At 51.6% G+C, this 25,601-nt stretch carries 24 protein-coding genes; 3 read left to right on the top strand and 21 right to left on the bottom strand.

All coding sequences use genetic code 11. The annotated features are described in order from the left end of the window. Positions 1 to 3: 3 nt before the first annotated feature. Complete coding sequence (gene bglB / locus SC127_RS19695) at positions 4 to 1,143, top strand: beta-galactosidase BglB (RefSeq protein WP_215847062.1); 1,140 nt, start codon at positions 4 to 6, stop codon at positions 1,141 to 1,143. Positions 1,144 to 1,193: 50 nt separating this feature from the next. Here bglB and ptsG read toward each other — a convergent pair whose 3' ends face one another. From ptsG to yceD, 14 genes are all read right to left on the bottom strand, one after another. Next, positions 1,194 to 2,627, bottom strand: a complete 1,434-nt coding sequence (gene ptsG / locus SC127_RS19690; protein WP_215847063.1) for a PTS glucose transporter subunit IIBC — start codon at positions 2,625 to 2,627, stop codon at positions 1,194 to 1,196. Positions 2,628 to 2,913: 286 nt separating this feature from the next. Continuing rightward, positions 2,914 to 3,705 carry a metal-dependent hydrolase gene (locus SC127_RS19685; RefSeq protein WP_332627646.1) on the bottom strand — a complete coding sequence of 264 codons (792 nt, stop codon included), beginning with the start codon at positions 3,703 to 3,705 and terminating at the stop codon, positions 2,914 to 2,916. Positions 3,706 to 3,723: 18 nt separating this feature from the next. Then, positions 3,724 to 4,713 (bottom strand): DNA polymerase III subunit delta', encoded by a 990-nt coding sequence (gene holB, locus SC127_RS19680; RefSeq protein WP_332627644.1) that lies wholly within the window; start codon positions 4,711 to 4,713, stop codon positions 3,724 to 3,726. After that, positions 4,710 to 5,345 (bottom strand): dTMP kinase, encoded by a 636-nt coding sequence (gene tmk / locus SC127_RS19675; protein ID WP_243078155.1) that lies wholly within the window; start codon positions 5,343 to 5,345, stop codon positions 4,710 to 4,712. The genes holB and tmk overlap by 4 nt, the downstream gene beginning before the upstream one ends. Next, positions 5,335 to 6,354 carry an endolytic transglycosylase MltG gene (gene mltG, locus SC127_RS19670; protein ID WP_332627642.1) on the bottom strand — a complete coding sequence of 340 codons (1,020 nt, stop codon included), beginning with the start codon at positions 6,352 to 6,354 and terminating at the stop codon, positions 5,335 to 5,337. The genes tmk and mltG overlap by 11 nt, the downstream gene beginning before the upstream one ends. After that, positions 6,351 to 7,163 carry an aminodeoxychorismate lyase gene (gene pabC / locus SC127_RS19665; protein WP_332627641.1) on the bottom strand — a complete coding sequence of 271 codons (813 nt, stop codon included), beginning with the start codon at positions 7,161 to 7,163 and terminating at the stop codon, positions 6,351 to 6,353. The genes mltG and pabC overlap by 4 nt, the downstream gene beginning before the upstream one ends. Positions 7,164 to 7,286: 123 nt before the next feature. Then, positions 7,287 to 8,528 carry a beta-ketoacyl-ACP synthase II gene (gene fabF / locus SC127_RS19660; protein WP_215847067.1) on the bottom strand — a complete coding sequence of 414 codons (1,242 nt, stop codon included), beginning with the start codon at positions 8,526 to 8,528 and terminating at the stop codon, positions 7,287 to 7,289. An 84-nt stretch (positions 8,529 to 8,612) separates the two neighbouring features. Then, positions 8,613 to 8,849: an acyl carrier protein gene (gene acpP / locus SC127_RS19655; RefSeq protein WP_215847068.1), complete on the bottom strand. Its 237-nt coding sequence runs from the start codon at positions 8,847 to 8,849 to the stop codon at positions 8,613 to 8,615. 152 nt (positions 8,850 to 9,001) lie between these two features. After that, complete coding sequence (gene fabG / locus SC127_RS19650) at positions 9,002 to 9,736, bottom strand: 3-oxoacyl-ACP reductase FabG (protein WP_215847069.1); 735 nt, start codon at positions 9,734 to 9,736, stop codon at positions 9,002 to 9,004. A gap of 10 nt (positions 9,737 to 9,746) precedes the next feature. Further along, a complete protein-coding gene (fabD, locus tag SC127_RS19645; RefSeq protein ID WP_215847070.1) occupies positions 9,747 to 10,679 on the bottom strand; it encodes an ACP S-malonyltransferase in 933 nt (310 codons plus the stop codon). Between the two features lie 16 nt (positions 10,680 to 10,695). After that, positions 10,696 to 11,649, bottom strand: a complete 954-nt coding sequence (locus SC127_RS19640) for a beta-ketoacyl-ACP synthase III (protein WP_332627639.1) — start codon at positions 11,647 to 11,649, stop codon at positions 10,696 to 10,698. Further along, a complete protein-coding gene (gene plsX, locus SC127_RS19635) occupies positions 11,650 to 12,690 on the bottom strand; it encodes a phosphate acyltransferase PlsX (RefSeq protein ID WP_332627638.1) in 1,041 nt (346 codons plus the stop codon). 25 nt (positions 12,691 to 12,715) lie between these two features. After that, positions 12,716 to 12,886, bottom strand: coding sequence for a 50S ribosomal protein L32 (rpmF, locus tag SC127_RS19630; RefSeq protein WP_013025362.1), 171 nt, complete (start codon positions 12,884 to 12,886; stop codon positions 12,716 to 12,718). Between the two features lie 14 nt (positions 12,887 to 12,900). Next, positions 12,901 to 13,422 carry a 23S rRNA accumulation protein YceD gene (yceD, locus tag SC127_RS19625; protein WP_215847073.1) on the bottom strand — a complete coding sequence of 174 codons (522 nt, stop codon included), beginning with the start codon at positions 13,420 to 13,422 and terminating at the stop codon, positions 12,901 to 12,903. Between the two features lie 140 nt (positions 13,423 to 13,562). Between yceD and SC127_RS19620 the strand changes: the two genes are divergently transcribed. Next, a complete protein-coding gene (locus tag SC127_RS19620) occupies positions 13,563 to 14,150 on the top strand; it encodes a Maf family protein (protein ID WP_215847074.1) in 588 nt (195 codons plus the stop codon). Between the two features lie 11 nt (positions 14,151 to 14,161). Here SC127_RS19620 and rluC read toward each other — a convergent pair whose 3' ends face one another. Beyond that, positions 14,162 to 15,118, bottom strand: coding sequence for a 23S rRNA pseudouridine(955/2504/2580) synthase RluC (gene rluC, locus SC127_RS19615; protein ID WP_215847075.1), 957 nt, complete (start codon positions 15,116 to 15,118; stop codon positions 14,162 to 14,164). Between the two features lie 571 nt (positions 15,119 to 15,689). On the opposite strand from rluC, the gene rne reads away from it, so the two are divergent. Further along, positions 15,690 to 19,055, top strand: a complete 3,366-nt coding sequence (gene rne, locus SC127_RS19610; RefSeq protein WP_332627634.1) for a ribonuclease E — start codon at positions 15,690 to 15,692, stop codon at positions 19,053 to 19,055. A gap of 170 nt (positions 19,056 to 19,225) precedes the next feature. Here rne and flgL read toward each other — a convergent pair whose 3' ends face one another. The 6 genes from flgL to flgG form a co-directional block, all read right to left on the bottom strand. Next, complete coding sequence (gene flgL, locus SC127_RS19605; RefSeq protein ID WP_215847077.1) at positions 19,226 to 20,191, bottom strand: flagellar hook-associated protein FlgL; 966 nt, start codon at positions 20,189 to 20,191, stop codon at positions 19,226 to 19,228. 14 nt (positions 20,192 to 20,205) lie between these two features. Beyond that, entirely contained in the window at positions 20,206 to 21,849 is a 1,644-nt protein-coding gene (gene flgK, locus SC127_RS19600) for a flagellar hook-associated protein FlgK (RefSeq protein ID WP_332627632.1), read from the bottom strand. 124 nt (positions 21,850 to 21,973) lie between these two features. Beyond that, positions 21,974 to 22,918: a flagellar assembly peptidoglycan hydrolase FlgJ gene (flgJ, locus tag SC127_RS19595; RefSeq protein ID WP_215847079.1), complete on the bottom strand. Its 945-nt coding sequence runs from the start codon at positions 22,916 to 22,918 to the stop codon at positions 21,974 to 21,976. Further along, positions 22,918 to 24,027: a flagellar basal body P-ring protein FlgI gene (locus SC127_RS19590; protein ID WP_215847080.1), complete on the bottom strand. Its 1,110-nt coding sequence runs from the start codon at positions 24,025 to 24,027 to the stop codon at positions 22,918 to 22,920. The genes flgJ and SC127_RS19590 overlap by 1 nt, the downstream gene beginning before the upstream one ends. A gap of 9 nt (positions 24,028 to 24,036) precedes the next feature. Next, positions 24,037 to 24,747, bottom strand: a complete 711-nt coding sequence (locus tag SC127_RS19585) for a flagellar basal body L-ring protein FlgH (protein WP_215847081.1) — start codon at positions 24,745 to 24,747, stop codon at positions 24,037 to 24,039. Positions 24,748 to 24,810: 63 nt separating this feature from the next. After that, a complete protein-coding gene (gene flgG / locus SC127_RS19580; RefSeq protein WP_215847082.1) occupies positions 24,811 to 25,593 on the bottom strand; it encodes a flagellar basal-body rod protein FlgG in 783 nt (260 codons plus the stop codon). Positions 25,594 to 25,601 lie beyond the last annotated feature (8 nt).

The raw sequence follows: 25,601 nt of genomic DNA, 5'->3' as shown, positions 1-25,601 counted from the left end.
ACCATGACTGTATTTCCTGTGAAACAAAGCGCCCTGTTGCGTCAACCTGAACATTTGCTGCCACGCAGCGAACTGGTGCAGCTGATCCAAAAATTGACGCAAAATTTAGTCAACATCACCGATGAAACGGGCGAATTTTTATTGCGCCTTGATGATGGCCGTGTGATTGATACCAAAGGCTGGGCGGGTTGGGAGTGGACACATGGCATCGGCCTGTACGGCATGCTGCATTATTATCAGCAGACGGGCGATCAACAGACGCTGAAGGTAATCGATGACTGGTTCGCCGAAAGACTGGCTGAAGGCACGCCAACAAAAAACGTGAATACTGTTTGCCCGTTCCTGACGCTCGCCTACCGCTACGAGGAAACTGGCAATGCAGCCTGGCGGCCTGTACTGGAGCGTTGGGCTGAATGGGTGATGTATGAAATGCCGCGCACTGAGCAAGGTGGCCTGCAACATATCGTTTATAACAACGAGAATCATCAACAGTTGTGGGACGACACGTTGATGATGAGCGTGATGGCTCTGGCAAAAATCGGTCAACTGCTTAATCGTGAAGAGTGGGTTGAAGAAGCCAGCTATCAGTTTTTGCTGCATACCCAATACCTGATGGATCGTCAAACTGGACTCTGGTTTCACGGCTGGAGCTTTGATGGCCGCCATAATTTTGCTAATGCGCGCTGGGCGCGTGGAAATAGCTGGTTAACCATTGTCATTCCTGACTTTTTGGAGATGATGAACTGGCCGGAACACCATGCTACACGTCGGTTTTTACAGCAGGTGTTGGAAAGTCAGGTAAAAGCATTACGAACCTGCCAACACAGCAGCGGCTTGTGGCCAACCTTACTTGATGATCCTGAGAGCTATCCAGAAGCCTCGGCTACGGCTGGATTCGCCTATGGCATTCTCAAAGCGGTGCGTAAACGTTACTTACCGGCTGAGTATGGCGAAATGGCGGAAAAAGCGTTGCGTGGCGTGATCGCCAATATCGATGATGCAGGTGAATTGAAACAGGTCTCATTTGGTACGGCGATGGGGAAAGACCTGGATTACTATCGCAACGTCCCGCTGACTTCAATGCCTTATGGTCAGGCGATGGCGCTGCTTTGTCTGACTGAATATCTGCGCGTTTACCTGTAAACAGCAGGCATAAAAAAAGCCCCAATCGGGGCTTTTTTCTTTTCCAGCTTTTATAAGCTGCGGATGTAATCATCCATATCCGTTTTCAGGTTATCGGATTTAGTTCCGAAAATGGCCTGAACGCCTGAGCCTGCAATCACTACGCCACGGGCGCCAAGGTTTTTCAGCTCAGTTTGGTCAACTTTCGTGACATCCGCCACGCTGACACGTAAACGCGTAATACAGGCATCAAGGTTAGTGATGTTCTCTTTACCACCAAACGCTGTCACCAATTTACCCGCCATTTCAGTGCCGGTTGCCGAAGACTGCTCGCTGATCGTTTCTTCGCGGCCTGGCGTTTTAAGGTTCAGTTTAGCGATCAACACGCGGAACACGGTGTAGTAAATCAGACCGTAAATAATACCGATAATAGGGAACAGCCAGATTTTGCTGCTGTTGCCGCTCAGTACCACAAAGTCGATTAAACCGTGTGAGAAGCTGGTGCCGTCACGCATGCCGAGCAAAATACAGATTGGGAATGCCAGACCCGCCAGGATAGCGTGGATAACATACAGAATCGGCGCCACGAACATGAACGAGAACTCGATCGGTTCGGTGATACCTGTCAGGAACGAGGTCAGCGCAGCGGAGATCATGATGCCGCCCACTTTAGCGCGGTTTTCCGGCTTGGCTGAATGCCAAATCGCAATCGCTGCCGCAGGCAAGCCATACATTTTGAACAGGAAGCCGCCAGAAAGTTTACCTGCAGTTGGGTCACCTGCCATATAGCGAGGAATGTCGCCATGGAAGACCTGACCGGCTGCGTTGGTGAATTCACCAATTTGCATCTGGAAAGGAACGTTCCAGATATGGTGCAAACCAAACGGCACCAATGCGCGCTCAACGACGCCATAGATACCAAAAGCCACAACTGGGTTTTGATAAGCCGCCCATTGCGAGAAGGTTTGAATCGCTGTACCGACAGGAGGCCAGATAAAGGAGAGTACGATACCCAAGGCGATAGCCGTTAAGCCGGAGATAATCGGTACAAAACGTTTACCGGCAAAGAAGCCAAGATATTCAGGCAGTTTGATGCGATAAAAGCGGTTGAACATGTAGGCGGCAATGGAACCCGCGATAATCCCGCCTAATACCCCAGTATCCGCGAGATGCTTGGCCTCAATCTCTGCCGCAGGCAGATGAAGCACCAATGGCGCCACCACCGCCATGGTTTTCACCATGATGCCGTAAGCCACCACTGACGCTAGCGCAGAAACGCCATCATTGTTGGTAAAGCCAAGTGCAACGCCAATCGCAAAAATCAGTGGCATGTTGGCGAATACCGATCCGCCCGCTTCTGCCATGACATGCGAAACCACGGCAGGTAACCAGCTAAAATTAGCCGAACCAACCCCTAATAAAATACCGGCAATCGGCAGAACAGATACCGGTAGCATGAGCGATTTACCGACCTTTTGAAGGTTGGCAAAAGCATTTTTAAACATAGCCTGAAGCTCCTGAGTATGAGTGCGTTTTCGCGCAGTGCGCGTGGCAAAGAGGGAGGATTCTTTACCGGTTGGCGTTATACGCCTTTGATTTATTACGAAGGGTAAAATAAATCACTAACGGGTACTTTGACGGCTATCACGTTTCCAGAAACAGATCGCTCTGCTTTAAGGAATTTCTTACTGACTCGCGCGGATTATAGGCGATAAAAAGCTGGCCTTGTCACAATTTTCAAGGCCAGCCTGGCGTGATACAGATTAATTACAGCGTATAAAATAAAAAGGACTAATCGACCAGACGACTCATCGGAATATGAAACAGGTCAGAGAAGTTTTTGGTCGTCGCGACTGCCAGGGTTTCAATATCGACCCCTTTAAGCACGGCAAGGTAATCAGCGACATCGCGGGTGTAAGCGGGCTGATTCTCTTTGCCACGGAATGGCACCGGCGCGAGATAGGGAGAATCTGTCTCAACCAGCATACGATCCAAAGGGACATAGCGCGCGGCTTCGCGAAGTTGTTCAGCATTACGGAATGTCACGATGCCCGAGAAGGAAATATAAAAACCCATGTCGAGCAGTTTGGCCGCTGTAGCCTGATCCTCAGTAAAGCAGTGCAGAACACCACCGCAGCGCTCAACCTGCTCTTCACGCAAAATCGCCAACGTATCTTCACGCGCATCGCGGGTATGCACGATAATCGGTTTGTTCAGTGCAATACCGGTACGAATATGTTCGCGAAACGAAAGCTGCTGCTGCGCTTTGGTTTCTTGCTGATAATAGTAATCCAGCCCTGTTTCGCCCAATGCGACGACGCGCGGGTCAGCAGCCAGACGGCGAAACTCTTCAACATCGTAAGCATCTTCCTGATTGAGTGGGTGAACACCACAGGAAAGCGCAATATTTTCACGATCGCCGACCAGCGCTTTAAGCGTGTGGAAGCCAGGCAGTGTGGTAGCGATGGCTAGCATGAACTTGACGTCACGCGCTGCGGCTTTAGCGATCACATCATCCAGATCGCGATGGTTTTTCTCATAATCCAGGCCATCAAGATGGCAATGGGAATCAACAATAAACATACATTTTCTCGTTTGGTTTTAGCCGACCAGAGCAGGCTTAAGTTTATCAGCCCAGCTTAATAAACAATCGGTTAACAGTAATTCGCGGTTAACGGCAGCCACATGCAAAAGCTGTTCACGACATTGCATCCAGTCGCGGGCGCTGGTGTTAAGAGCACTGGCAGAAAAGTGCTGCGCCAATAGCGCGACCACATCCTGACGATCAACATTGCTCAACCACTGGGTTGCGCCTTGCTGCCACTTCATGGCGTCTAACAGTAACGACAACAACCAACCAATACGCACAGCTGCATCATCCCCGTTGAGCACGGATAGCAATTGCAATATATCTTGCTGGAGCGCGCCAGCTAATCCATCACAGAGTTTTTGACGCGCCTGTAAACGGCTCGGCTCCAGTAACGTCATCGCAGCTGCAGGCGCGCCCGCACTTAAACGCAACGCCGATAACAGTAATTCATCGTTTTGCGGCGACTGTTTTTTCAGCCATTGCAGACTTTGCGCTTCATCAGGAGGCGATAAATGCAACGTCATGCAGCGACTGCGTAGCGTGGCTAATAAGCGAGAAGGTTCACGACTCGTTAGGAAAAACCAGCTGTTCGCGGGCGGTTCTTCCAGGGTTTTGAGTAAGGCATTCGCTGCTGCTTCACTTAATTGCGCGGCATCAGGTAACCAGACGACTTTCGCGCCGCCCTGCTGACCAAAATGGTACATTTTTTCGGTTACCTGCCGAACCGCATCAATGCCCAGCGTGCTTTTGCCTTTTTCCGCTTCCAGCCGATACCAGTCAGGATGCGTATTGGCTTGCATTAGCTGACAGCCGTGACAATGACCACAACTTTTAAGCCCTTCTCGCTGTTGGCACATCAACCAGCGACTCATTCCCCACACCAGGGCGTCATCACCCATGCCATCAATCGCCTGAATTAACAGCGCATGATGTCCGCGGCCCCCCTGATGTTGACTGATGACCTGACGATAAGGCTGATTCAGCCAGGGATACCAACTCATGCGGATTGCCCTGCTAACCAGGAAGACAACGTCGCCTTAAGTGACGCGGTCACTTCTTTAAGGGGTTGAGTCGCATCTACGCTTAAGATTGTGGGATCGTTTTCAGCCAGCATGAGGTAGCGCTCACGGGTACGTTCAAAGAATCGCAGCGATTCTTGTTCAATGCGATCCAGCTCGCCTCGCGCACGCGCACGCTGTAAACCAATCTCGGGCGTGACATCCAGATACAATGTCAGATCGGGACGAAAATCACCCAGCACCGCGTCGCGTAAGGTATGCATTAGCTCAACGTCAAGACCACGTCCACCGCCCTGATAAGCTTGGGAAGAGAGATCGTGCCGATCGCCAATAACCCAGGCACCACGCGCTAAGGCTGGTTTGATAACCGTTTCAACCAGCTGAACGCGGGCTGCGTACAGCATGAGCAATTCTGCTTTATCTGTAACCTGTTCGCCTTCAATGCCTTGCTTAACTAATACGCGCAACTGCTCAGCTAAAGGTGTTCCGCCTGGCTCTCGTGTAAAAACAATATCCTGGATACCTTTCTCACGCAGCGTCTCAACAATCGCATTACGAGCGGTGGTTTTACCGGCGCCTTCAAGACCTTCAATGACGATAAACTTACTTTTCATTTTTTTCCTTCAACGCGAGCCGATAAGCCTGAACGGCACGATTATGGCTAGCGAGATTGGTGGTAAAGGTGTGCCCGCCTTTGCCATCAGCAACAAAATAGAGGTAATTGGTTTTTTCTGGATGTGCCGCTGCGTCTAATGACGCTTTGCTTGGCATCGCAATCGGCCCTGGCGGCAAACCGTTAATGGTATAGGTATTGTAATCGGTTGGTGCATCGAGATCTTTACGGGTCAGAGTGCCGGTATAGTTATCACCCATCCCATAAATCACCGTAGGATCGGTCTGCAGACGCATGCCAGTCCGTAAGCGGTTGATAAACACTGAAGCGACTCGGGCGCGCTCTTCGCTCACGCCCGTTTCTTTTTCAATGATCGAAGCCATGGTGACCAGCTGTTGCTGGTTTTTATAAGGCAGATTGTCCGCACGCCCTTTCCACACTTCATCCGTCGTTTTACTCATTCGCGTATGTGCCCGCTCAAGTATCGCCATATCGCTCGTGTTTGCAGTATAGAGATAGGTATCCGGGTAAAAACCACCTTCCAGCTGACTTTGTTCAACCTTGAGCTTGTCGGCTAATGTCGCGAACTGATCGTCTTGTAAAGTGTGTTTGATATAGGGCGCCGTGCGTAACGCACTCAACCATTCCTTGAGCCGCTGCCCTTCAACAAACCGTAGAGGAAATTGCGCCTCTTTACCGCTTGCTAATAGCTGCAGCAAGCTGCGCACAGTCATGCCTTGCTCTAGCCGGTAAGTTCCCGCTTTAAAGGTTGCTAATTCGGGTTCCAGCTTAAGCAACGCACCAAACCAGATGCTGTGCGGAATAATGTGTTGGCTTTCAAGCTGCGCTTCTAATGCTACTCGTCCAGTGCCTGCCGGCAGCGTATAGATGGTTTCCTGATGCAACGTTAAAGGGGTCGACGCAAATTGTTTAACCTGCCAGTAACTAAAGGCAGCCGCGAGACCCAAAATCATCACTGTTCCGGTAAGAATTTTTTTACTTCGGCTCATGTTTCTTCCATTTTTTTACAGCTTTTCTGCAACTGGTTAAACAGTGTGCGTTGGTTAAAGTTCACCGCATCTATCTGTCTGACCGGTAAAACCGGCATTAACGCGTTACAAATAATCACTTCATCTGCCGCTAAAATCTCTGCAGGCTTGCTTTGAACTACCTGACACGTTTGGCCTGCTGCACTCAGTTGCGATAGCAGGTAGCGGCGCATAATTCCGTTAACGCCAGACGTTTCCAGCGTCGGGGTAAAGATAGCCTCACCTTTTCGCCAAAATAAATTGGCCGCGCAACATTCCACTACCCAGCCCTGAGTATCAAGCACCAAGGCTTCATCCGCATCTGTCTGGTCAAGATGAGCACGAATCATCACCTGCTCAAGGCGGTTAAGATGCTTTAGCCCGGCAAATTGTGTGCTGCGCGCTAAGTTAATGGGGCTAATAGCAAGCTTTACACCTTGCTGCTGCAGTTGAATATAGTGCTGTGGCCAAGGCGACAAGGCTATTATTCGCGTAGGCTTACCGCAACCGATGCGGCTATAGCCCCGCCCGCCAACGCCCGCGCTAATGATCACTTTTAATACCGCCTGCTGCTGACGTTGAGCAGCATTGCGCATCTCATTTTCGAGCTGTTGCCAATCCACATCGTAAAGCCACAGCTGTTCACAACTCTCTTTTAACCGTTGTAAATGCCGTTCTAATAGCAGGATTTGCCCATTTTTTATAGCAGCGGTGGTAAAACACCCATCGCCGAAATGTGCCGCACGATCACTGGCAGGAAGCTGATTTTGCTCGATACCGTTAATCCACATCCATCATCCTCCGGTTGCCTGTTTGTTCTATCTTAACGATTCAGAAAGATGTGATCAGTACCAGAGCGTGACTAAATATAAAAAAAGGCCCGCATTGCGGGCCTTTTTAGCAGAGCAGGTAGATCAAACTTTACGGAAAATCAGCGAACCGTTGGTACCGCCAAAACCGAAGGAGTTGCACAAGGTATATTCCAGACCATTTACCTGACGTGCCGTATGTGGGATGAAATCGAGATCACAGCCTTCATCCGGGTTATCGAGGTTAATCGTTGGTGGAACTACCTGGTCACGCAGTGCGAGAATCGAATAAATTGACTCTACGGCACCTGCAGCACCCAGTAAGTGACCTGTCATTGATTTAGTTGAGCTCACCATGACGGTTTTCGCTGCTTCACCAAATACAGATTTCACTGCCTGCGCTTCCGCTTTATCACCCGCTGGCGTAGAGGTGCCGTGTGCGTTGACATAGCCGATTAGCTCTGGTGAGAGTTGTGCATCACGCAGTGCATTTACCATAGCGGCAGCAGCACCAGCGCCATCTTCTGGCGGAGAGGTCATATGATAGGCATCGCTGCTCATACCAAAGCCGACGACTTCCGCATAGATTTTAGCGCCACGCTTCTTAGCATGCTCATACTCTTCAAGAACGACCATGCCAGCACCGTCGCCAAGTACAAAACCGTCACGATCTTTATCCCACGGGCGGCTTGCCGCTTGCGGGTTTTCGTTACGAGTAGAGAGCGCACGCGCCGCACCGAATCCACCAACACCAAGCGGTGTGCTGGCTTTTTCAGCACCGCCGGCCACCATAACGTCAGCATCGTTATACGCAATGATACGCGCAGCATGACCGATGTTATGTACGCCAGACGTACATGCCGTTGCGATAGAGATGCTAGGGCCTTTAAGGCCGTACATGATGGTTAAATGTCCCGCCACCATGTTTACAATGGTTGAAGGTACAAAGAACGGACTAATTTTACGCGGGCCGCCGTTTACGAGTGAAGTGTGGTTATCTTCGATCAACCCCAATCCACCAATTCCGGAACCAATTGCCGCACCTATACGACCAGCATTTTCATCGGTTACAACTAAACCGCTGTCCTGCATAGCCTGAATGCCAGCAACGATACCATATTGGATGAAGTCATCCATCTTGCGCTGATCTTTGCGCGAGATGTAGTCATCACAATTAAAATCTCTCACTAAGCCCGCAAAGCGTGTTGCGTAGGCACTAGTATCAAAATGGTCGATCAGGCTGATGCCGCTCTGACCGGCAAGGAGAGCACTCCAGGTAGACTCTACGGTATTGCCGACAGGAGACAACATGCCAAGACCAGTCACAACTACACGACGCTTAGACACGTTCGTCCTCCAGGGAGGGGAAAAAAGAACTATGTGGGACAAACATAAAACTCAGGCGGTCGAGTGACCGCCTGACGGTATTCATTAGGCTTTGTGGCTATTGATATAGTCGATCGCTGCCTGAACGGTGGTGATTTTCTCAGCTTCTTCGTCTGGAATTTCAGTATCAAACTCTTCTTCCAGAGCCATAACCAGCTCAACGGTATCAAGAGAATCGGCACCCAGGTCTTCTACGAAAGATGCAGAGTTGGTTACTTCTTCCTCTTTCACACCCAGCTGCTCACCAATGATTTTCTTAACGCGTTGTTCGATATCGCTCATACTATTTAATTTCCTATCAAAACTCGCTTTCGCGATGGTTTTCGTAGTGTATAAAATGTTGAAAAAGATGCAACAAAATCCCGGCTGGTCTAACCACGATTTACGTTATTTTGCGGTTTTTCCCGCAAATAATGCAAATGGTTTCGTGATTATCAGACCATGTACATGCCGCCATTGACGTGCAGCGTCTCACCCGTGATGTAGGCTGCTTCGTCAGAGGCTAAGAATGCAACAGCATTGGCGATTTCTTGCGCGTCGCCTAAGCGACCTGCAGGTACTTCCGCCAAAATACCAGAACGTTGATCTTCGTTCAGTGCCCGCGTCATGTCCGTTTCAATAAAGCCCGGTGCCACGACGTTGACCGTAATGCCACGTGACGCGATTTCACGCGCCAGTGATTTGCTAAAGCCAATTAAACCCGCTTTTGCTGCAGCGTAGTTTGCTTGGCCCGCGTTACCCATGGTCCCAACAACGGAACCAATGGTGATTATACGGCCCACGCGTTTTTTCATCATGGCACGCAAAACCGCCTTGGAAAGACGGAAGACGGAAGAGAGGTTGGTATCTAAGATATCCTGCCACTCATCGTCTTTCATGCGCATCAGCAGATTATCACGCGTAATGCCTGCATTATTGACTAAAATGTCCACTTCGCCAAATTCAGCGCGAATTTTCTCTAAAACGCTTTCGATCGATGCGGCGTCTGTCACGTTCAGCAGCAGACCTTTACCGTTGTCACCAAGGTAAGCACTGATTGCATCGGCACCGCTTTGGCTGGTTGCGGTTCCAACCACTTTAGCACCGCGTGCCGCCAGGGTTTCCGCAATCGCACGGCCAATGCCGCGACTCGCGCCGGTTACCAGCGCAACTTTACCTTCAAAACTCATGTTATTCCTCTTATTCCTGTCCTAGCGCACTTTTTAACGAGGCAGTATCGTTAACGGCTGCAGCAGTCAGGCTATCGACAATACGTTTGGTCAAACCGGTCAGGACTTTACCTGGACCCATTTCCATTAACTGTGTTACGCCTTGAGATGCCATCGCCTCGACACTTTCTGTCCAGCGTACCGGACTATAAAGCTGACGAACTAATGCATGACGAATCGCATCTGCATCCGATTCAGCTTTAACATCTACGTTGTTAATAACCGGAACAGACGGTGCATTAAAGGTAATGTCTTGCAGCGCAATGGCTAATTTATCAGCAGCGGGCTTCATCAACGCACAGTGCGAAGGGACGCTAACCGGTAAAGGCAGCGCACGCTTAGCGCCTGCAGCTTTGCATGCCGCACCAGCACGTTCAACGGCTTCTTTATTGCCGGCAATAACAACCTGACCTGGCGAATTGAAATTTACTGGCGAAACAACTTGTCCCTGCGCGCTTTCTTCACACGCCTGGCGGATTGCCGCATCATCCAGACCAATAATCGCCTGCATTGCTCCCGTACCTTCCGGCACAGCTTCTTGCATCAGCTTGCCACGCAACTCAACTAATTTAATGGCATCGGCAAAATTCAGTACGCCAGCACAAACCAGCGCAGAGTATTCACCTAAGCTATGCCCTGCCATCAAAACCGGTTGCTCACCGCCCTGCTGCTGCCATACGCGATAGATAGCGACCGATGCCGCCAACAGCGCTGGCTGTGTTTGCCAGGTTTTATTCAGTTCTTCGACCGGACCTTGGCTAACGAGCTGCCATAAGTCGTAGCCCAGCGTGTCAGACGCTTCGCGGAAAGTCTCTTCCACCAGCGGATAGGCTGCGGCCAAATCAGCCAGCATACCCACAGATTGTGAGCCCTGACCTGGGAAAACAAAAGCAAATTGCGTCATTTTCAGTTCCTGTCAATCAAAAGCGAACCAGCGCAGAGCCCCAGGTGAAACCGCCACCAAAGGCCTCCAGCAGAATGAGTTGTCCGGGTTTGATACGGCCATCGCGTACCGCTTCATCAAGTGCGCTTGGCACCGACGCCGCAGAGGTGTTGCCGTGGCGATCCAGTGTTACGACCACTTTATCCATGGTCATACCTAATTTTTTCGCCGTTGCGCTAATAATGCGTAGGTTTGCCTGATGGGGCACCAGCCAGTCGAGCATCTCACGATCGAGATTATTGGCCTGTAACGTTTCATCAACGATATGCGCCAGCTCAGTAACCGCAACTTTAAAGACTTCATTACCTGCCATCGTAAGATAGGCGGGTTGATCCTGCTTCGCACGATCCTGATAGGGTAAGGTCAGCAACTGAGCATAGCGACCATCAGCGTGCAGATGGGTTGAAATAATGCCCTGCTCTTCGCTCGGTCCGAGAACGACCGCGCCAGCGCCATCACCAAACAGAATAATAGTGCCGCGATCGTTGGGATCCAAAGTACGTGCAAGCACATCAGCACCAATCACCAACGCATGCTTAACTGCACCGTTTTTGATGTACTGGTCGGCAACGCTCAACGCATATGTGAAACCTGCACATGCTGCAGCAAGGTCAAAAGCTGCGCAGTCTTTAATGTCCAGCATTTGCTGAATCATACAGGCTGAACTTGGGAAAGCATGGCTGGACGATGTTGTGGCGACGATAATCAGTCCAACATCATTGGCTTCAACACCCGCCATTTCAAGCGCACGTTGGGCAGCTTGTGAACCCATGCTTGCAGCAGTCTCATCTGGCGCTGCAATGCGGCGCTCACGGATGCCGGTACGGGTAACAATCCACTCGTCCGAAGTCTCAACCATTTTTTCCAGATCGGCATTTGTGCGAACCTGGCTGGGCAAATAACTGCCCGTACCGATAATTTTGGTAAACATCTAGGCTTTGTCACTCCTGGCTAATACAGCGTCTAGGCGCGCAGCAATTCGTTCTGAAACTTGCCGCCGCACCGCCTGCTCTGCCTGTTCTATCGCCACGGCGAACGCATACTGATTGGCTGCGCCATGGCTTTTGATCACTGTCCCGCGCAATCCTAACAGACAAGCGCCATTGTACTGGTCGGGGTTGAGATGTCCGAAGCGCTTAGCCAGACGTTTTTGGATCCAACGTCCCAGCAACTTCAACCACCATGACCGCTTTTTGCCTTCGCCTGATGATTTGAGCAGCGAAAGAAACATTCTTACCACGCCTTCCATAGTCTTCAACGTGACGTTTCCGACGAAACCATCACACACCAGCACATCCGTTTTGCCCGTGAGGAGTTCGTTAGCTTCAAGGTAACCAATATAGTTTATTTGCGGGGTTTCTCTTAGGGTTTCCGCTGCTTCGCGGATACTTTCAAGCCCTTTGGTCTCTTCCTGACCAATATTGAGAAGCGCTACACGGGGTTTATTGATGCCAAGCACCTCTTCCGCCATTACCGCGCCCATCACCGCAAATTGCACCAACATTGCACTGTCTGAATTAACGTTGGCACCTAAATCTAACACCACTGTTTTGCCCTGCTGCTGATGAGGTAAAACAGACATCAGCGCCGGACGTTCAATACCCTTCAGCGGCTTCAACAGCATTTTTGCCAGACCCATCAATGCGCCGGTATTACCCGCACTGACGCAGGCTTGCGCACGCCCCTCTTTTACCAATTCTAACGCCACGCGCATTGAGCTGCCGCGACTGTTTCGGATGGCTTGAGCGGGCCGCGCATCACTTGCAATAACCGATTCGGCAGGAATGACCTGCAAACGCCCCAGTAAGGAGGAATCCGTTTTGGCAAGCAATGGCATGAGGGTGTCGGGATTGCCGACCAGAAGAAGGTATAATTGCGTATGAGAGGCCAGTGCCTGCAATGCTGCAGGCACTGTCACGCAAGGACCGAAGTCCCCGCCCATGGCATCAATCGCCAGGGTCAAACGTGTCAAGGTATCGCCTTGCTAAGCGCAAGTCTTATTTAACGATAACCTTGCGACCGCGGTAGTAACCATCCGCAGTGATGTGGTGACGCAGATGAGTTTCGCCAGAAACTTTATCTACTGACAGAGTTGCAGTGGTCAGCGCATCGTGCGAACGACGCATGCCACGCTTAGAACGGGTGGGTTTATTCTGTTGTACGGCCATGGACCTTACTCCTATTACTTACGCTTTAAACTGGCTAATACGGCAAATGGGTTTGGTTTTTCGACCTCTTCAGGCAATTTACCAAAGACCATGTCCGCCTCGGACACTTCACAGTGTTCAGAATCATGCACCGGAACGACAGGCAGCGCGAGGATCACTTCATCCTCAACGACGGCCAACAGATCGATTTCACCATACTCGTTGACATCGACCGGCTCGTACGCTTCCGGCAACGCTTCGGCCTGCTCTTCAGAAGAAACAGGGCTAAAGCAATAGCTTACGTGGACATGATGCGGAAACACCTGGTTGCAGCGTTGGCAGCGCAACGTCACTTGTACATCAGCAGTACCAGTCAGTACTGCCAGACGTTGGTTGTCTACCGCAAACGACATGGAGCATTCTACATCACTGTCCACACTAACGACCGACTCGGCCACGCGCTCCACCTGTACAGGTGTGTACACACCTTGATAATCAAGGCGTTTTTGAGCGGTGCGGACGGGGTCCAGCGTTAGGGGTAATTTTACCTTTTGCATAGGGCGCGCATATTAACTTTGTAATCTTATAGAGTCAAAGAAAAAGGCCGGTTTACAGCATCTTTCAACCACTATTCGCATCCAGTGCGGCACACAGTTTAAAATGACTGTCACCAATTCGCTATCAATATTGAAAAAAAATGACGGCATCGATTCTTTTAGCATCCACCTCACCCTTTCGTCAGGCGTTATTAACCAAACTCGGTCTGACCTTTGTTACCGATTCACCCAACGTTGATGAAACAGCGTTACCCGGAGAAAACGCCGAAACATTGGTGAAACGTCTTGCAGTGGCAAAAGCCCAGGCGCTGGCAGAAACCTATCCTGAACACTGGATTATCGGTTCAGATCAGGTTTGTGTGTTAGATGGAGAAATTACTGGCAAGCCGCATACCGTAGAAAATGCGCATAATCAATTACGCGCAGCCAGCGGTAATCGCATAACCTTTTATACAGGTTTAGCGTTATACCATCCCAGCAGCCAACGTTTAATCCAGTGTTGCGAACCGTTTATCGTACATTTCCGTGATTTAAGTGACGATGAGATCACAAATTATATAAAGAAAGAACAGCCGCTTCAGTGCGCAGGCAGTTTTAAAAGTGAAGGGATGGGGATTTGTTTATTTGAACGTCTTGAAGGACGCGATCCAAATACGTTAATTGGCTTACCGCTTATTGCGCTCAACGCGATGTTGCGAGAGGCAGGCATCAATCCCTTGCTGGACTGATGCCCAATGCGTCAGCTTTTTTGCTGACGCAGCTTCTCCAGACAACGTTTTAATCCATCATCCAGCGGCGCTTCCATTCGCATGATTTCGCCAGTATTAGGATGCGTAAACGTCAGCGCAGCCGCGTGCAAAAACAGGCGTTTCAGCCCCGTCGATGCCAGCTGGCTATCAAAATCACGCTCACCGTAGCGATCGTCAAACGCAATAGGATGTCCAGCATGCAGCGTGTGTACACGAATCTGATGGGTTCTTCCCGTTACTGGGCTGGCCTTAACCAATGTTGCAAACTCAAACCGCTCTTCAACCTTGAAACGCGTTTCTGAGGGTTTACCTTCTGCATTCACCCGCACAACACGTTCGCCACTTTGTAAAATGTTTTTGAGCAGCGGCGCCTGCACCACTTTCAGATGCGAAGGCCAGTTGCCACGCACCAATGCCAGATAATCTTTCTGCATGCCTTTTTCACGCAACTGCTCATGCAGCGAACGCAGCGCTGAACGTTTTTTGGCGACCAGCAAAATACCGGACGTGTCGCGATCAAGACGATGAACCAATTCAAGGAAGCGCGCTTCCGGGCGCAACGCACGCAAACCTTCAATTACGCCGAAGCTCAAGCCGCTGCCGCCGTGCACTGCGGTTCCTGATGGCTTATTCATCACCAACAAATAGTCATCTTCATATAAAATGGCGTCGGCCAGCGACGCCACTTTTGCCAGCTTGGGTGAGACCGCATCTTCGTCACGCTCAGCCACGCGTACGGGCGGGATACGCACTTCATCGCCCTCTTCCAGTTTGTATTCGGGCTTGATACGTTTTTTGTTTACCCGCACCTCACCTTTACGGACGATGCGATAAATCATGCTTTTTGGCACACCCTTGAGTTGGGTGCGCAAAAAGTTATCAATTCTTTGACCGGCATTTTCAGCCGTGATGGCGACAAAGTGTACGCCAGGATTCTCTGTTTTCATGGCGGCGATTCTAAATAGTGTCCCCAGATAGCGCCACCCCTTTTTCTGTGCTTAACTCTTTCGTGTTGCTGGTTTAAGCGAATCGGATGCTGTTTTTTTCAACGATGCGCCTAATCACCCGCCATATTAGCGAGTTAAATGTAAAGAAACTTTATCAGGCTGTTAAAGTCGCCTTGCTATATGAAGGTTAGCAATGGAATAATGCTTAAGTTTCTTACCTTGAGAGTTTCAAGGCAGAAAACAGCGAAATTAGTCATTTTGCCGGATTGAGCAGACACGCAGCAATGGCGTAAGACGTAATGCGAAATCAGGCACTTAGCGGGCTGCGGGTTGCGGCCTGGACAGAAGTTTGGAATGCACGGGTTTTCAAATTCTCTCTGGCATTTCCACTATCTGGTGCTGTTATTCCTTATGAAAAACAGGCCACCGACGTTATTTGCGCCCCCCGCGCGGTCGACAACCGTGAGATTGACGACATTGCACTCAGTCACGGGGCCATCGGTTGATACTCGTCCAGGGTAACTATGCCCGCAGCTTTAATCACTCATGAAAGAATAACGAGTAAGTCACGATGAAAAGAATGTTAATAAACGCAACTCAGCAGGAGGAGTTGCGCGTTGCCCTGGTTGACGGTCAACGTCTGTACGATCTGGATATCGAAAGTCCCGGACACGAGCAGAAAAAGGCCAATATCTACAAAGGTAAAATCACCCGTATTGAACCCAGCCTTGAAGCTGCGTTTGTCGATTACGGCGCTGAACGTCACGGTTTCCTCCCTCTAAAAGAAATTTCCCGCGAATACTTCCCAGCCAGTTACAACTCACATGGTCGTCCGAACATCAAAGACGTATTGCGTGAAGGCCAGGAAGTGATCGTTCAGATCGATAAAGAAGAGCGCGGCAATAAAGGCGCAGCGTTAACCACCTTTATCTCTCTGGCGGGCAGCTATTTGGTACTGATGCCCAACAACCCGCGTGCGGGTGGTATCTCGCGTCGTATCGAAGGTGACGATCGCACTGAGCTGAAAGAAGCGCTCTCAGCGCTGGAACTGCCAGAAAACATGGGTCTGATTGTGCGTACCGCTGGTGTCGGCAAATCAGCCGAATCGCTGCAGTGGGACCTCAGCTTCCGCATCAAGCACTGGGAAGCGATCAAAAAAGCCGCTGACAGTCGCCCTGCTCCGTTCCTGATTCATCAGGAAAGCAATGTGATTGTGCGCGCCTTCCGCGATTATCTGCGCCAGGATATCGGTGAAATTCTTATCGATAACCCAAAAGTTTTGGAACTGGCACGTCAGCATATCGCTGCGCTGGGCCGTCCAGACTTCAGCAGTAAAATTAAACTGTACACCGGTGAAATCCCGCTGTTCAGCCATTATCAGATTGAGTCTCAGATCGAGTCCGCTTTCCAACGCGAAGTGCGTCTGCCATCAGGCGGTTCGATTGTTATCGACAGTACCGAAGCGCTGACCGCGATTGACATCAACTCAGCGCGTGCAACGCGTGGTGGTGACATCGAAGAAACCGCCTTCAACACCAACCTTGAAGCCGCAGACGAAATTGCGCGTCAACTCCGTCTGCGTGACCTTGGTGGCCTGATTGTTATCGATTTCATCGATATGACCCCGGTTCGCCATCAGCGCGCGGTTGAGAATCGCCTGCGTGAAGCAGTTCGCCAGGATCGCGCCCGTATTCAAATCAGCCATATTTCACGCTTCGGCCTGCTCGAAATGTCCCGTCAGCGCCTGAGCCCGTCATTGGGCGAATCCAGTCATCACGTCTGCCCACGCTGTAGCGGTACCGGCACTATTCGTGATAACGAATCGCTGTCACTCTCTATTCTGCGCCTGATTGAAGAAGAAGCGCTGAAAGACAACACCAAAGAAGTTCACGCGATTGTTCCGGTTCAGGTTGCCTCTTACCTGCTGAATGAAAAACGTGAAGCGGTTAATGCTATTGAGAAGCGTCAGGGTGGCGTGCGTGCGGTTATCGTCCCGGATGATCGGATGGAAACACCGCACTATTCCGTGTTGCGCGTCCGTACTGGCGAAGAGACACAAACCCTTAGTTATCATTTGCCAAAGCTGCATGAAGCAGAAATGGCGATGCCGTCTGAAGAAGAACATGCTGAACGCCGTCGTCCAGAGCAGCCTGCTCTTGCTGCTTTCGTGATGCCAGATGCACCACCAGCGCCTGTTGAAGTTGCGCCTGCAGCGCCAGTTGCAGAAGCGAAACCCGCGGTTAAAGCGGCACCAGAAGCGCAAGCAAACGCAGCAGCCAGCACCGGTTTCTTGGGTCGCCTGTTTGGTGGGCTTAAAAAGCTGTTTGCCGGTGAAGAAACGCCTGCCGCTGCGCCTGCACCTGCTGTTGAAACCGAAACTGAGCCGAAAAAAGCCAGTGACGATGAAAACGGTAATCAGCGCGGCGATCGTCGTAATAACCGTCGTAATAACAATCGTCGCGAGCGTACGCCGCGTAACGGTGATAATGCGCAAGCGCGTGATAACCGCGAACCGCGCGAAAACCGTGAACCGCGTGAGAATCGCGAACCGCGTGAAAACCGTGAGCCGCGTGACAACAATGGTGATAATCGCCGCAACAAGCGTCCTTCAACGCCGAACGACGTGCGCGAAGAGCGTCCAGTCCTGAGCGATGAAGCACGCCAGCAGCGTGATGAGCAGCAGCAGCAACGCCGTGAGCAGCGTGCCGAGCGCCAGCGTCGTCGTCAGGAAGAGAAACGTGCCCAACAGGACGCGCCAAAACCTGTTGAAGTTGCATCGGTTGACATCATTGAAGCTCCCGAAGCGCTGGAAGATGAGCGCGTACAGGTGCTGCCGCGTCGTAAACCGCGTCAGCTTACGCAGAAAGTGCGTGTGGGTGATGCCATCGAGCAGCCGCTGGTTCAGGCTGAAGCGCCAGTCAAGCAAGAAGAAGTGCGCCAGGTTCAACCGCTGATTGAAGCGCCCCAGGTAGAAGAGCAGTTGGATGATACCGAAGGCCGTGACAGCAACAACATGCCGCGCCGTTCACGTCGCTCACCGCGCCATCTGCGTGTAAGTGGACAGCGTCGTCGTCGCTATCGTGATGAGCGTTATCCAACGCAATCTGCTATGCCATTAGAAGCTGCTGCAGCTTCACCGGAAATGGCTTCAGGTAAAGTTTGGGTGCGTTATCCTGTCAGTCAGGCTAATGAAGAGCTGGCGACACAAGATACTCAGAACGAAGCGCCAGATTACAGCCGTCAGGAAACGGCCGCTGCAATGGCAACTCCAGCTGCAGTTGAATCAACTGAAGCCGTTGCACCACAACAGGAGCCGGTTCAATACGCTGAACCACAAGCCGAAACCCCGGTTGCCATCGTGAATACAGATGACACCACGGCTATCGAAGCGCCAGTTAATGAAGAGCCTTCAGTGATTCCTGCTGCTGCAGAAGCCAAAGCAGAAGTCATTGCTGAGCAGGCAAAACCCGCTGCTCCGGTGGTTGAAGCGCCTTCAGTACAGCAACCTGATGCAGTTTCTGATGCAGTTTCTGAGCCAGCGACCGAAACCGAACGTTCTACTGCGTTCACGGCCCCGGCCACTGAGCAGCCAGCAGAGATTGCTGAGCATTCAGCCGTTGAAGTCAGTCCGCGCCTTGAAGCACAGGTTGAAGAAGTGCTGAATGCGCCAGTTGCAGCGGATGCAGACGTTACGCCAGTAAGCGAACCGCATGCACCAGTCGCAGCGCGTGATAGCGCCCCTGCTGTGCCAAACGATGGCACTCGCTGGAAGCACTTCGCTTCTGCGCCGATGACCAAGGCACCTGCGCCAATTTGGCAGCCAGAGCCTGTTCGTCATAGCGACTGGGTACGTCCGACTTACCAGTTTGACGGAAGAGGTTCCGCTGGCGGTCACAGCGCAACTCACCAGTCGACCGCGCCGGCCACCAAGCCGTAAGCATTACACATGCATTAAATCCAACCCCGGCACCTGCCGGGGTTTTTTATTGCTTACAACGTGGCGCGGCACATGAAATCACAGATAAAAAAAATCCCACTGCCTCTTGTGAAGGCCGTGGGAGAAAACAAGCGCATCCGGTTAAAGTACGCTTAAATTTGCAGGTCAGATTAGGAATTCAGTTGGAACAGCGACAGCTGAGACATATCAGTAAAGGTCTTATACGCTGCCTGAAGTGCAGTCTGCTGCATGGTGTAGCTAGAGATCGCCTGAGTGTAATCAACGTCAACTAAGTCACTCATCTGGGTACTGTAAATCACGTCGCGATCGTCGCCTTGTGCATCCAGCGTATCAAGCTCGGAGAGCTGCGTACCAATCGTAGAACGTACGCTCAATACGTTGTTCAGGGAGTTGCTCAAACCACGGTTGGTTTTATCCATTGCATCCTGAAATGTCTTTTGGGTCGCCTCATCTGCATCAGCTTGCGGCACTTTCAGGGCAGCGATGGCGCTGTCCAGCATGGCAAACAGATTGGTTTCACTGGCGCTACCGTCTGGCTCTGCCGTGGAGTTGCCGGTGATTGACATAAAAATATCATCACCCGTATGGCCAACCGTCATTGTGCGGCTGCTGTCCACTTTCTGCGTGATAGCGTCAGTTCCACCGGCATAGGTCACGCCCGTCGTAGCATCATCAACAAAAGGGGCACTGTCCGTTTTATATCCGGCAAAGATATAGCGGCCATTACCATCTTTACTGTTAGCCTGATTGAGCAACTGTGCACGTATTCCTTCCAGCTGCGTTGCGATTGAGCCACGGTCGTCATCACTCAAGGTACCGGTTGAGCCATAAACAATCAGCGTTTGCGCATCCTGAATACTGCTCGTCACGCTGCTTAACGCATTCTCTTCCATCGACAAACCCTGGCTGGCAAAGGTGCGAGCCACAGCATACTGGCTGCTTTGCGCCTGCGTTTGCGACAACACTACCGAGCGCGATGCTGCAATAGGGTCATCAGAAGGATTTGTTACGCGGCGACCGCTGGAAAGCTGTTCGCCGACTTTCAGCCAGGAAGATTGCGAATCGGTAATACCGCGCACCTGCTGGTTAAAGATCATGTTGGTACTGATACGCATAGTGTTCTCTACCCTTAGCGGATGCTCATCAAGGCATCAAAAATGGCGCTGGCGGTTTGCAGCACTTGCGCATTCGCCATGTAATATTGCTGATACTTAGTCAGGTTGGCGTACTCTTCATCGAGGTTAACGCCGGAAACAGATTGCTGGCGATCGGTGAGCTGATTCACTACGTTTTCCTGCGTGGTGCTGGCGGTCTCCAGCGAGCTGGTTTTGTTCCCCACGGTGCTGACGATACTGGCGTAAGCCTGTGCCAATGTCGCGTTGCCGTTCACCACATTAGCATCTTGTAAATCCAGTAGTTTCTGCGCGTTACGGTTGTCGCTTTCACCGCCAGTGGCACCCGCAGCAGCAATCTGTGTTTCATCAGTGATCGCTACCGACATACCCGCGATAACGTTTTGCACTGGCTTCACGACAAAGCTGTCGTTTTTTGCCGCAGTGCCGCTTACGTTCAGGGTCAGGCCATCAAAACTCAGCGTAGTGTCGGTGCCAGAGGTCACAGGCGTTAAGCTGATTTTTACATTGTCAGACGCGCGTGTAGCGGTCCAGTTTGTGCCGTCATAACTTACGGTGTAGTTAGAGGCTTTCAGCGCGCTGCTGTCACTCCACTCCGCTGTCACGGTCGCGCCAGGTTGGCTGTTCTTGCTGTTGCTCAATACGGTCGGGCTGCCGATGTTAAAGAAATCCACACCCTGATCGCCGTTGCTGTCAAAACCTTCTTTATGCACTTCGTTGAAGCTGGTGGTAAACGCCGCCGCCAGTTGCCCCAGCTGGTTCTGTGCCAGATCAAGATCCTGAGTACGGAACGCTAATATTCCTCCCAGCGAGCCGGTAGTCAGCAATTTTTCTGGAATCTCAACGTTGCCCGCGGTTTTATCGACGTAGCCCACGGTGGTGCGGGTTGGATCGCTGCTGGAATTCATCGCCACTAAATCAGTGGATTTGTTGCCATTCACCAGCGTCAGGCCGTTAGCCATGGACACCACGTAAGCGCCATCCTGTTGTGAAACTGTCACGCCAACGACGTTATTCAGGTCATTGACCAACTGATCGCGTTGATCGAGCAGGTTATTAGGCGCATCGCCATTGCCGGTAGTCAGTTTGGCAATTTGCTTGTTTAGATCGGCAATCTGCGTCGTGTAAGTATTGATCTGATCAACACTTGAGGTGACATCGGTATTAACGCTGCTTTGCATGTTGGTCAGGTACTGAGAAGTACTCTGGAACTGATTGACCAAACCCTGAGCATAACTGAGCATGGATTGGCGCGCAGAAGGATCATCTGCGTTGCTCACCACGTTCTGCAGGTTGGTAAAGAAACTTTGAATAGACGTCGACAGGCTGGTGGTTGAGGTCGACAGCAGATCATCGATATTTGAAATCTGATTATATTGCGTATTAACCGCGCTGTAAGTCGCACTGGAGCCTCGCAACTGTGATGTGATGAACTCATCATATTCACGCTGCACACCGCTGATATTTACACCGTTGCCGTAATAGCTGCTGCCCTGCAACGTGCTATTAGCCTGCGCCAAAATAGTGGTTTGACGCGAATAGCCCGCCACAGTGTAATTAGTGATGTTATTGCTGGTGGTGCTTAATGCAGCCTGCGCGGCACTCAATCCGCTCATAGCGGAGTTAATTATGCTGGACATCTCGGTTCCTTACATTCCCCGTCAACCGGGCTGGCAGTCATCAATCTGGGTGCCAACGCGCACAAGCGCCCTTGGCTTATGATGTTGTTATCGGCGTGCTTAAGTGAAACTTGAGGCAGATTTATCAGAACAAATCGTTTAAATCCTGGCTATAAGCCTTGACCACCTTTTCACCCATGTTTTTGAATTGCTGGATCATTCCCACTAATTTTTGGGCATATTTAGGATCGGTAGCGTAACCCGCAGCCTGTAAAGCTTGCGCGCCCTGTTCGGCGCTTGAGGCGTTGGCAACCGCGGCATAGCGCGGGTTATTTGCGATCAGCTTGACGTAGTCGGTTAACGCTTCGAAATAGGAGTTGTAAACGCGGAAGCTGGCGCGCACTTTTTTGGCTTCGCCCTGTTCATATTCCGTGGTCATGATATCGGTGGTTTCACCTTTCCAGCCGCTGCTGGCCTTGATACCGAATACGTTGTAACTCGGCTTACCGTCACGCGTGAGGATTTGGCGCTGCCCCCAGCCTGACTCCAGCGCGGCCTGTGCCAGAATCAGATGATGCGGTATACCACTTTGCTGGCTGGCAGCCTGCGCTGGTTGTGCAAGCTGGGCGATAAATTCACTGCTGTCGCTGGGCAAGTTGGTTGGCGATACCGGTAAACGCGGCATCGCTTTACGCACCATTTGCTCAAGCTGTTGTGCGGGTGGAACGGCATTCAAAATAAAACTGTTATCCAGTTTCATCGGCACCGTGCCAGCGCTTTCATCGGGCGCTTTGGCGGGCATCATCTGTTTGACGATAGTCTCCGCCAGGCCGAGGCCGCGCTTACTCATTTCCTGCCCAAGCTGCTGATCGTACATTGAAGTGTAAAGCCGCGTCTGATCGTTGCTTAAGATGCCATCTTGCGGTGACGCCTCACGCATGCTTTTCAACATCATCTGCACGAACATGCCTTCCACCTGGCGTGCCACCTGCAACGCTTTGCCTTTCGGATCGTTGCTTGCCTGACGCTTCAGTTCATTCAGTGAGCGGCTGTCGTAAGCCGCATTCATCAGCGATTGGGTATCAACCATTAGATAATTTCCACTTTGGCACGCAAACAACCGGCGGTCTGCATCGACTGTAGAATCGACATCAGTTCGATAGGTGACGCGCCCAAGGCATTCAGTGCACGCACCACGTTGTTCAGGTTGGCGCTGGCACTAACACGCTGCAATGCGCCGCCGCTTTGACGCAGATCGATCTGTGTTTGTGGCGTGACCACGGTTTGGCCGCCCGCCAGTGGCGTATCAGGCTGGCTGACGTTCTGCTGCTGATTCACCGTCACCGACAAGTTACCCTGCGCAACCGCACAGGTATTCAACGTCACTTCGCGATTCATCACTACCGAACCGGTACGCGAGTTGATGATCACTTTCGCGTCTTCAATTGGAATCGCCACATCGATGTTCTGGATCTCGGCCAGCAGACGCACTTGCGCGCCATTATTTGGCGAAACGCGCACCTGCACTGTGCGCGCATCCAGTGGCTGGGCTGCACCATAACCGCCACGTGCGTTAATCGCATCAGCGATACGCTGCGCCATCGAGAAGTCTTCGCTGTTCAGCTGCAGGTTAATGGTGTTCTGTGAGCCGAAATTGCTTTGCAGCTCGCGTTCAACGGTTGCGCCGCTGGTAATGCGTCCGCCGTTCAGCTGGTTAACCTGTACGCTGCTGCCGCCTGCGGATGCACCCGCACCACCGACTAAAATATTTCCCTGCGCCAATGCGTAAACTTGATTATCGACGCCCTTCATTGGCGTCATTAATAGCGTACCGCCACGCAGGCTTTTCGCATTACCCAGTGAAGAAACCACCACATCCAGCGTTTGGCCTTGACGGGCAAATGACGGTAATTTAGCGGTGACCATCACGGCCGCCACGTTTTTCAACTGCATGTTAGTGCCGGTTGGCACGGTAATACCCAACTGCGAAAGCATGTTGTTCACCGTTTGGGTGGTGAACGGCGTTTGCGTGGTCTGGTCACCGGTGCCATCAAGACCGACAACTAAGCCATAACCCAACAGCTGGTTTTCACGTACGCCCTGTACAGTGGTCAGATCGCGGATACGATCGGCTTGGGCCAGCAGGCTCACGCCCAACAACAAACCTAAACCGAAACGCAGTAGCGTTAACTTTTTCATCGTAACCTCTTACATCGGCGAGATGTTTAAGAAGAAGCGTTGCAGCCAACCCATGGACTGCGCTTCGTTGATATAACCGTTACCGACATACTCAATACGTGCATCGGCGACCGCTGTCGATAACACCGCGTTGCTGGCGCTGATGGTGCGTGGATTCACCACGCCCGAGAAGCGAATGAACTCGGTGCCCTGATTAATCGCGATCTGTTTTTCGCCTACAACGTGCAGGTTGCCATTCGACAAAACCTGATCCACGGTGACGGTAATCGTGCCGGTAAAGGTGTTATTGGCAGAAGCGCCGCCTTTGCCTGCGAAATCATTTTTACCTTCTGCGCTCAGGTTGGCTTTTTCGCCGCTGGCGCCGACTAAACCGGCCAAAGCCGTTGGCACGGTGGACAAGCCAAAGCTGTTGCTGCCGTCACGGCTGGCATTCGCAGAGGAGCTTTTACTGGCGCTGACATTCTCTTGCAGCGTGATCGTCAGCGTATCGCCAATATTGCGTGGGCGACGATCTTCAAACAGCGGCTGGTAGCCGTAGTTCAGGGGCGCGACACCCTGGAAAATAGAGCCGTTCACCACAGGTGGTGCAGAGGGCATTGGCTGTGCCGTAGTGGCCCCTTCAACCAGCGGCGTGCGCGGCACTAATGCGCAACCGTTAAGAGTCAGCAGCAGCGTGGCTACTAACCAATGTCCAGGCTTGAGAATCTGTTGCTTCGCCACGGAGTCACGACCTTATAAATGTCTATTCTTCAGGCCAGCCGAAGCTGGCCGTAATCACCAGCGTTACAGCTGGGTTAATTTCGCCAGCATCTGATCGGAGGTACTGATCGCTTTGCTGTTGATCTCATACGCACGTTGCGTCTGGATCATGGAAACCAGCTCTTCCGCCACGTTAACGTTGGAGGTTTCGGTATAACCCTGATACAGCAGACCGGCACCGTTCTGGCCAGGCGTGCTGTCAGTTGGCGCGCCAGAAGCCTGCGTTTCCTGATAAAGGTTTTCACCTACGCTGTCGAGGCCGGCATCGTTCATAAAGGTGCTCAGCGTTAACTGTCCAACTTGCGCAGCCTGGGTTTGTCCCTGCTGCGTCACACTCACAACCCCGTCACGCGCAACGGTAATGCTGGTGGCGTTTGCCGGAATGGTGATGCCAGGCTGTACTGGAAAACCGGAGTTGGTCACCAGCTGACCGTTTTGATCAACCTGGAACGCACCATCGCGGGTATACGCAGAGGTGCCGTCTGGCATCTGAATCTGAAAGTAACCTTGACCATTAATCGCAATATCTTTCGAGTTGCTGGTCTGCGACAGGTTGCCCTGCGTATGTAAACGTTCGGTAGTCACCGGACGTACACCCGTACCAATCTGTAAACCGGACGGCAGCGTAGTCTGCTCAGACGATTGCGTACCCGGTTGACGCATGGTTTGATACATCAGATCTTCAAACACGGCACGCGAACGCTTAAAGCCATTGGTGCTGACGTTTGCCAGGTTGTTGGCAATTACGTCCATGTTCATTTGCTGTGCATCAAGACCCGTTTTGGCGATCCATAAAGAACGAATCATCTTTTTAT

It is taken from the genome of Pantoea sp. T14 (assembly GCF_036663535.1).
Taxonomy (GTDB): Bacteria; Pseudomonadota; Gammaproteobacteria; order Enterobacterales; family Enterobacteriaceae; genus Pantoea; species Pantoea phytostimulans.
Note: the sequence above shows the minus strand (reverse complement) of the source record. Positions and strands in the feature narration are given on the sequence as shown.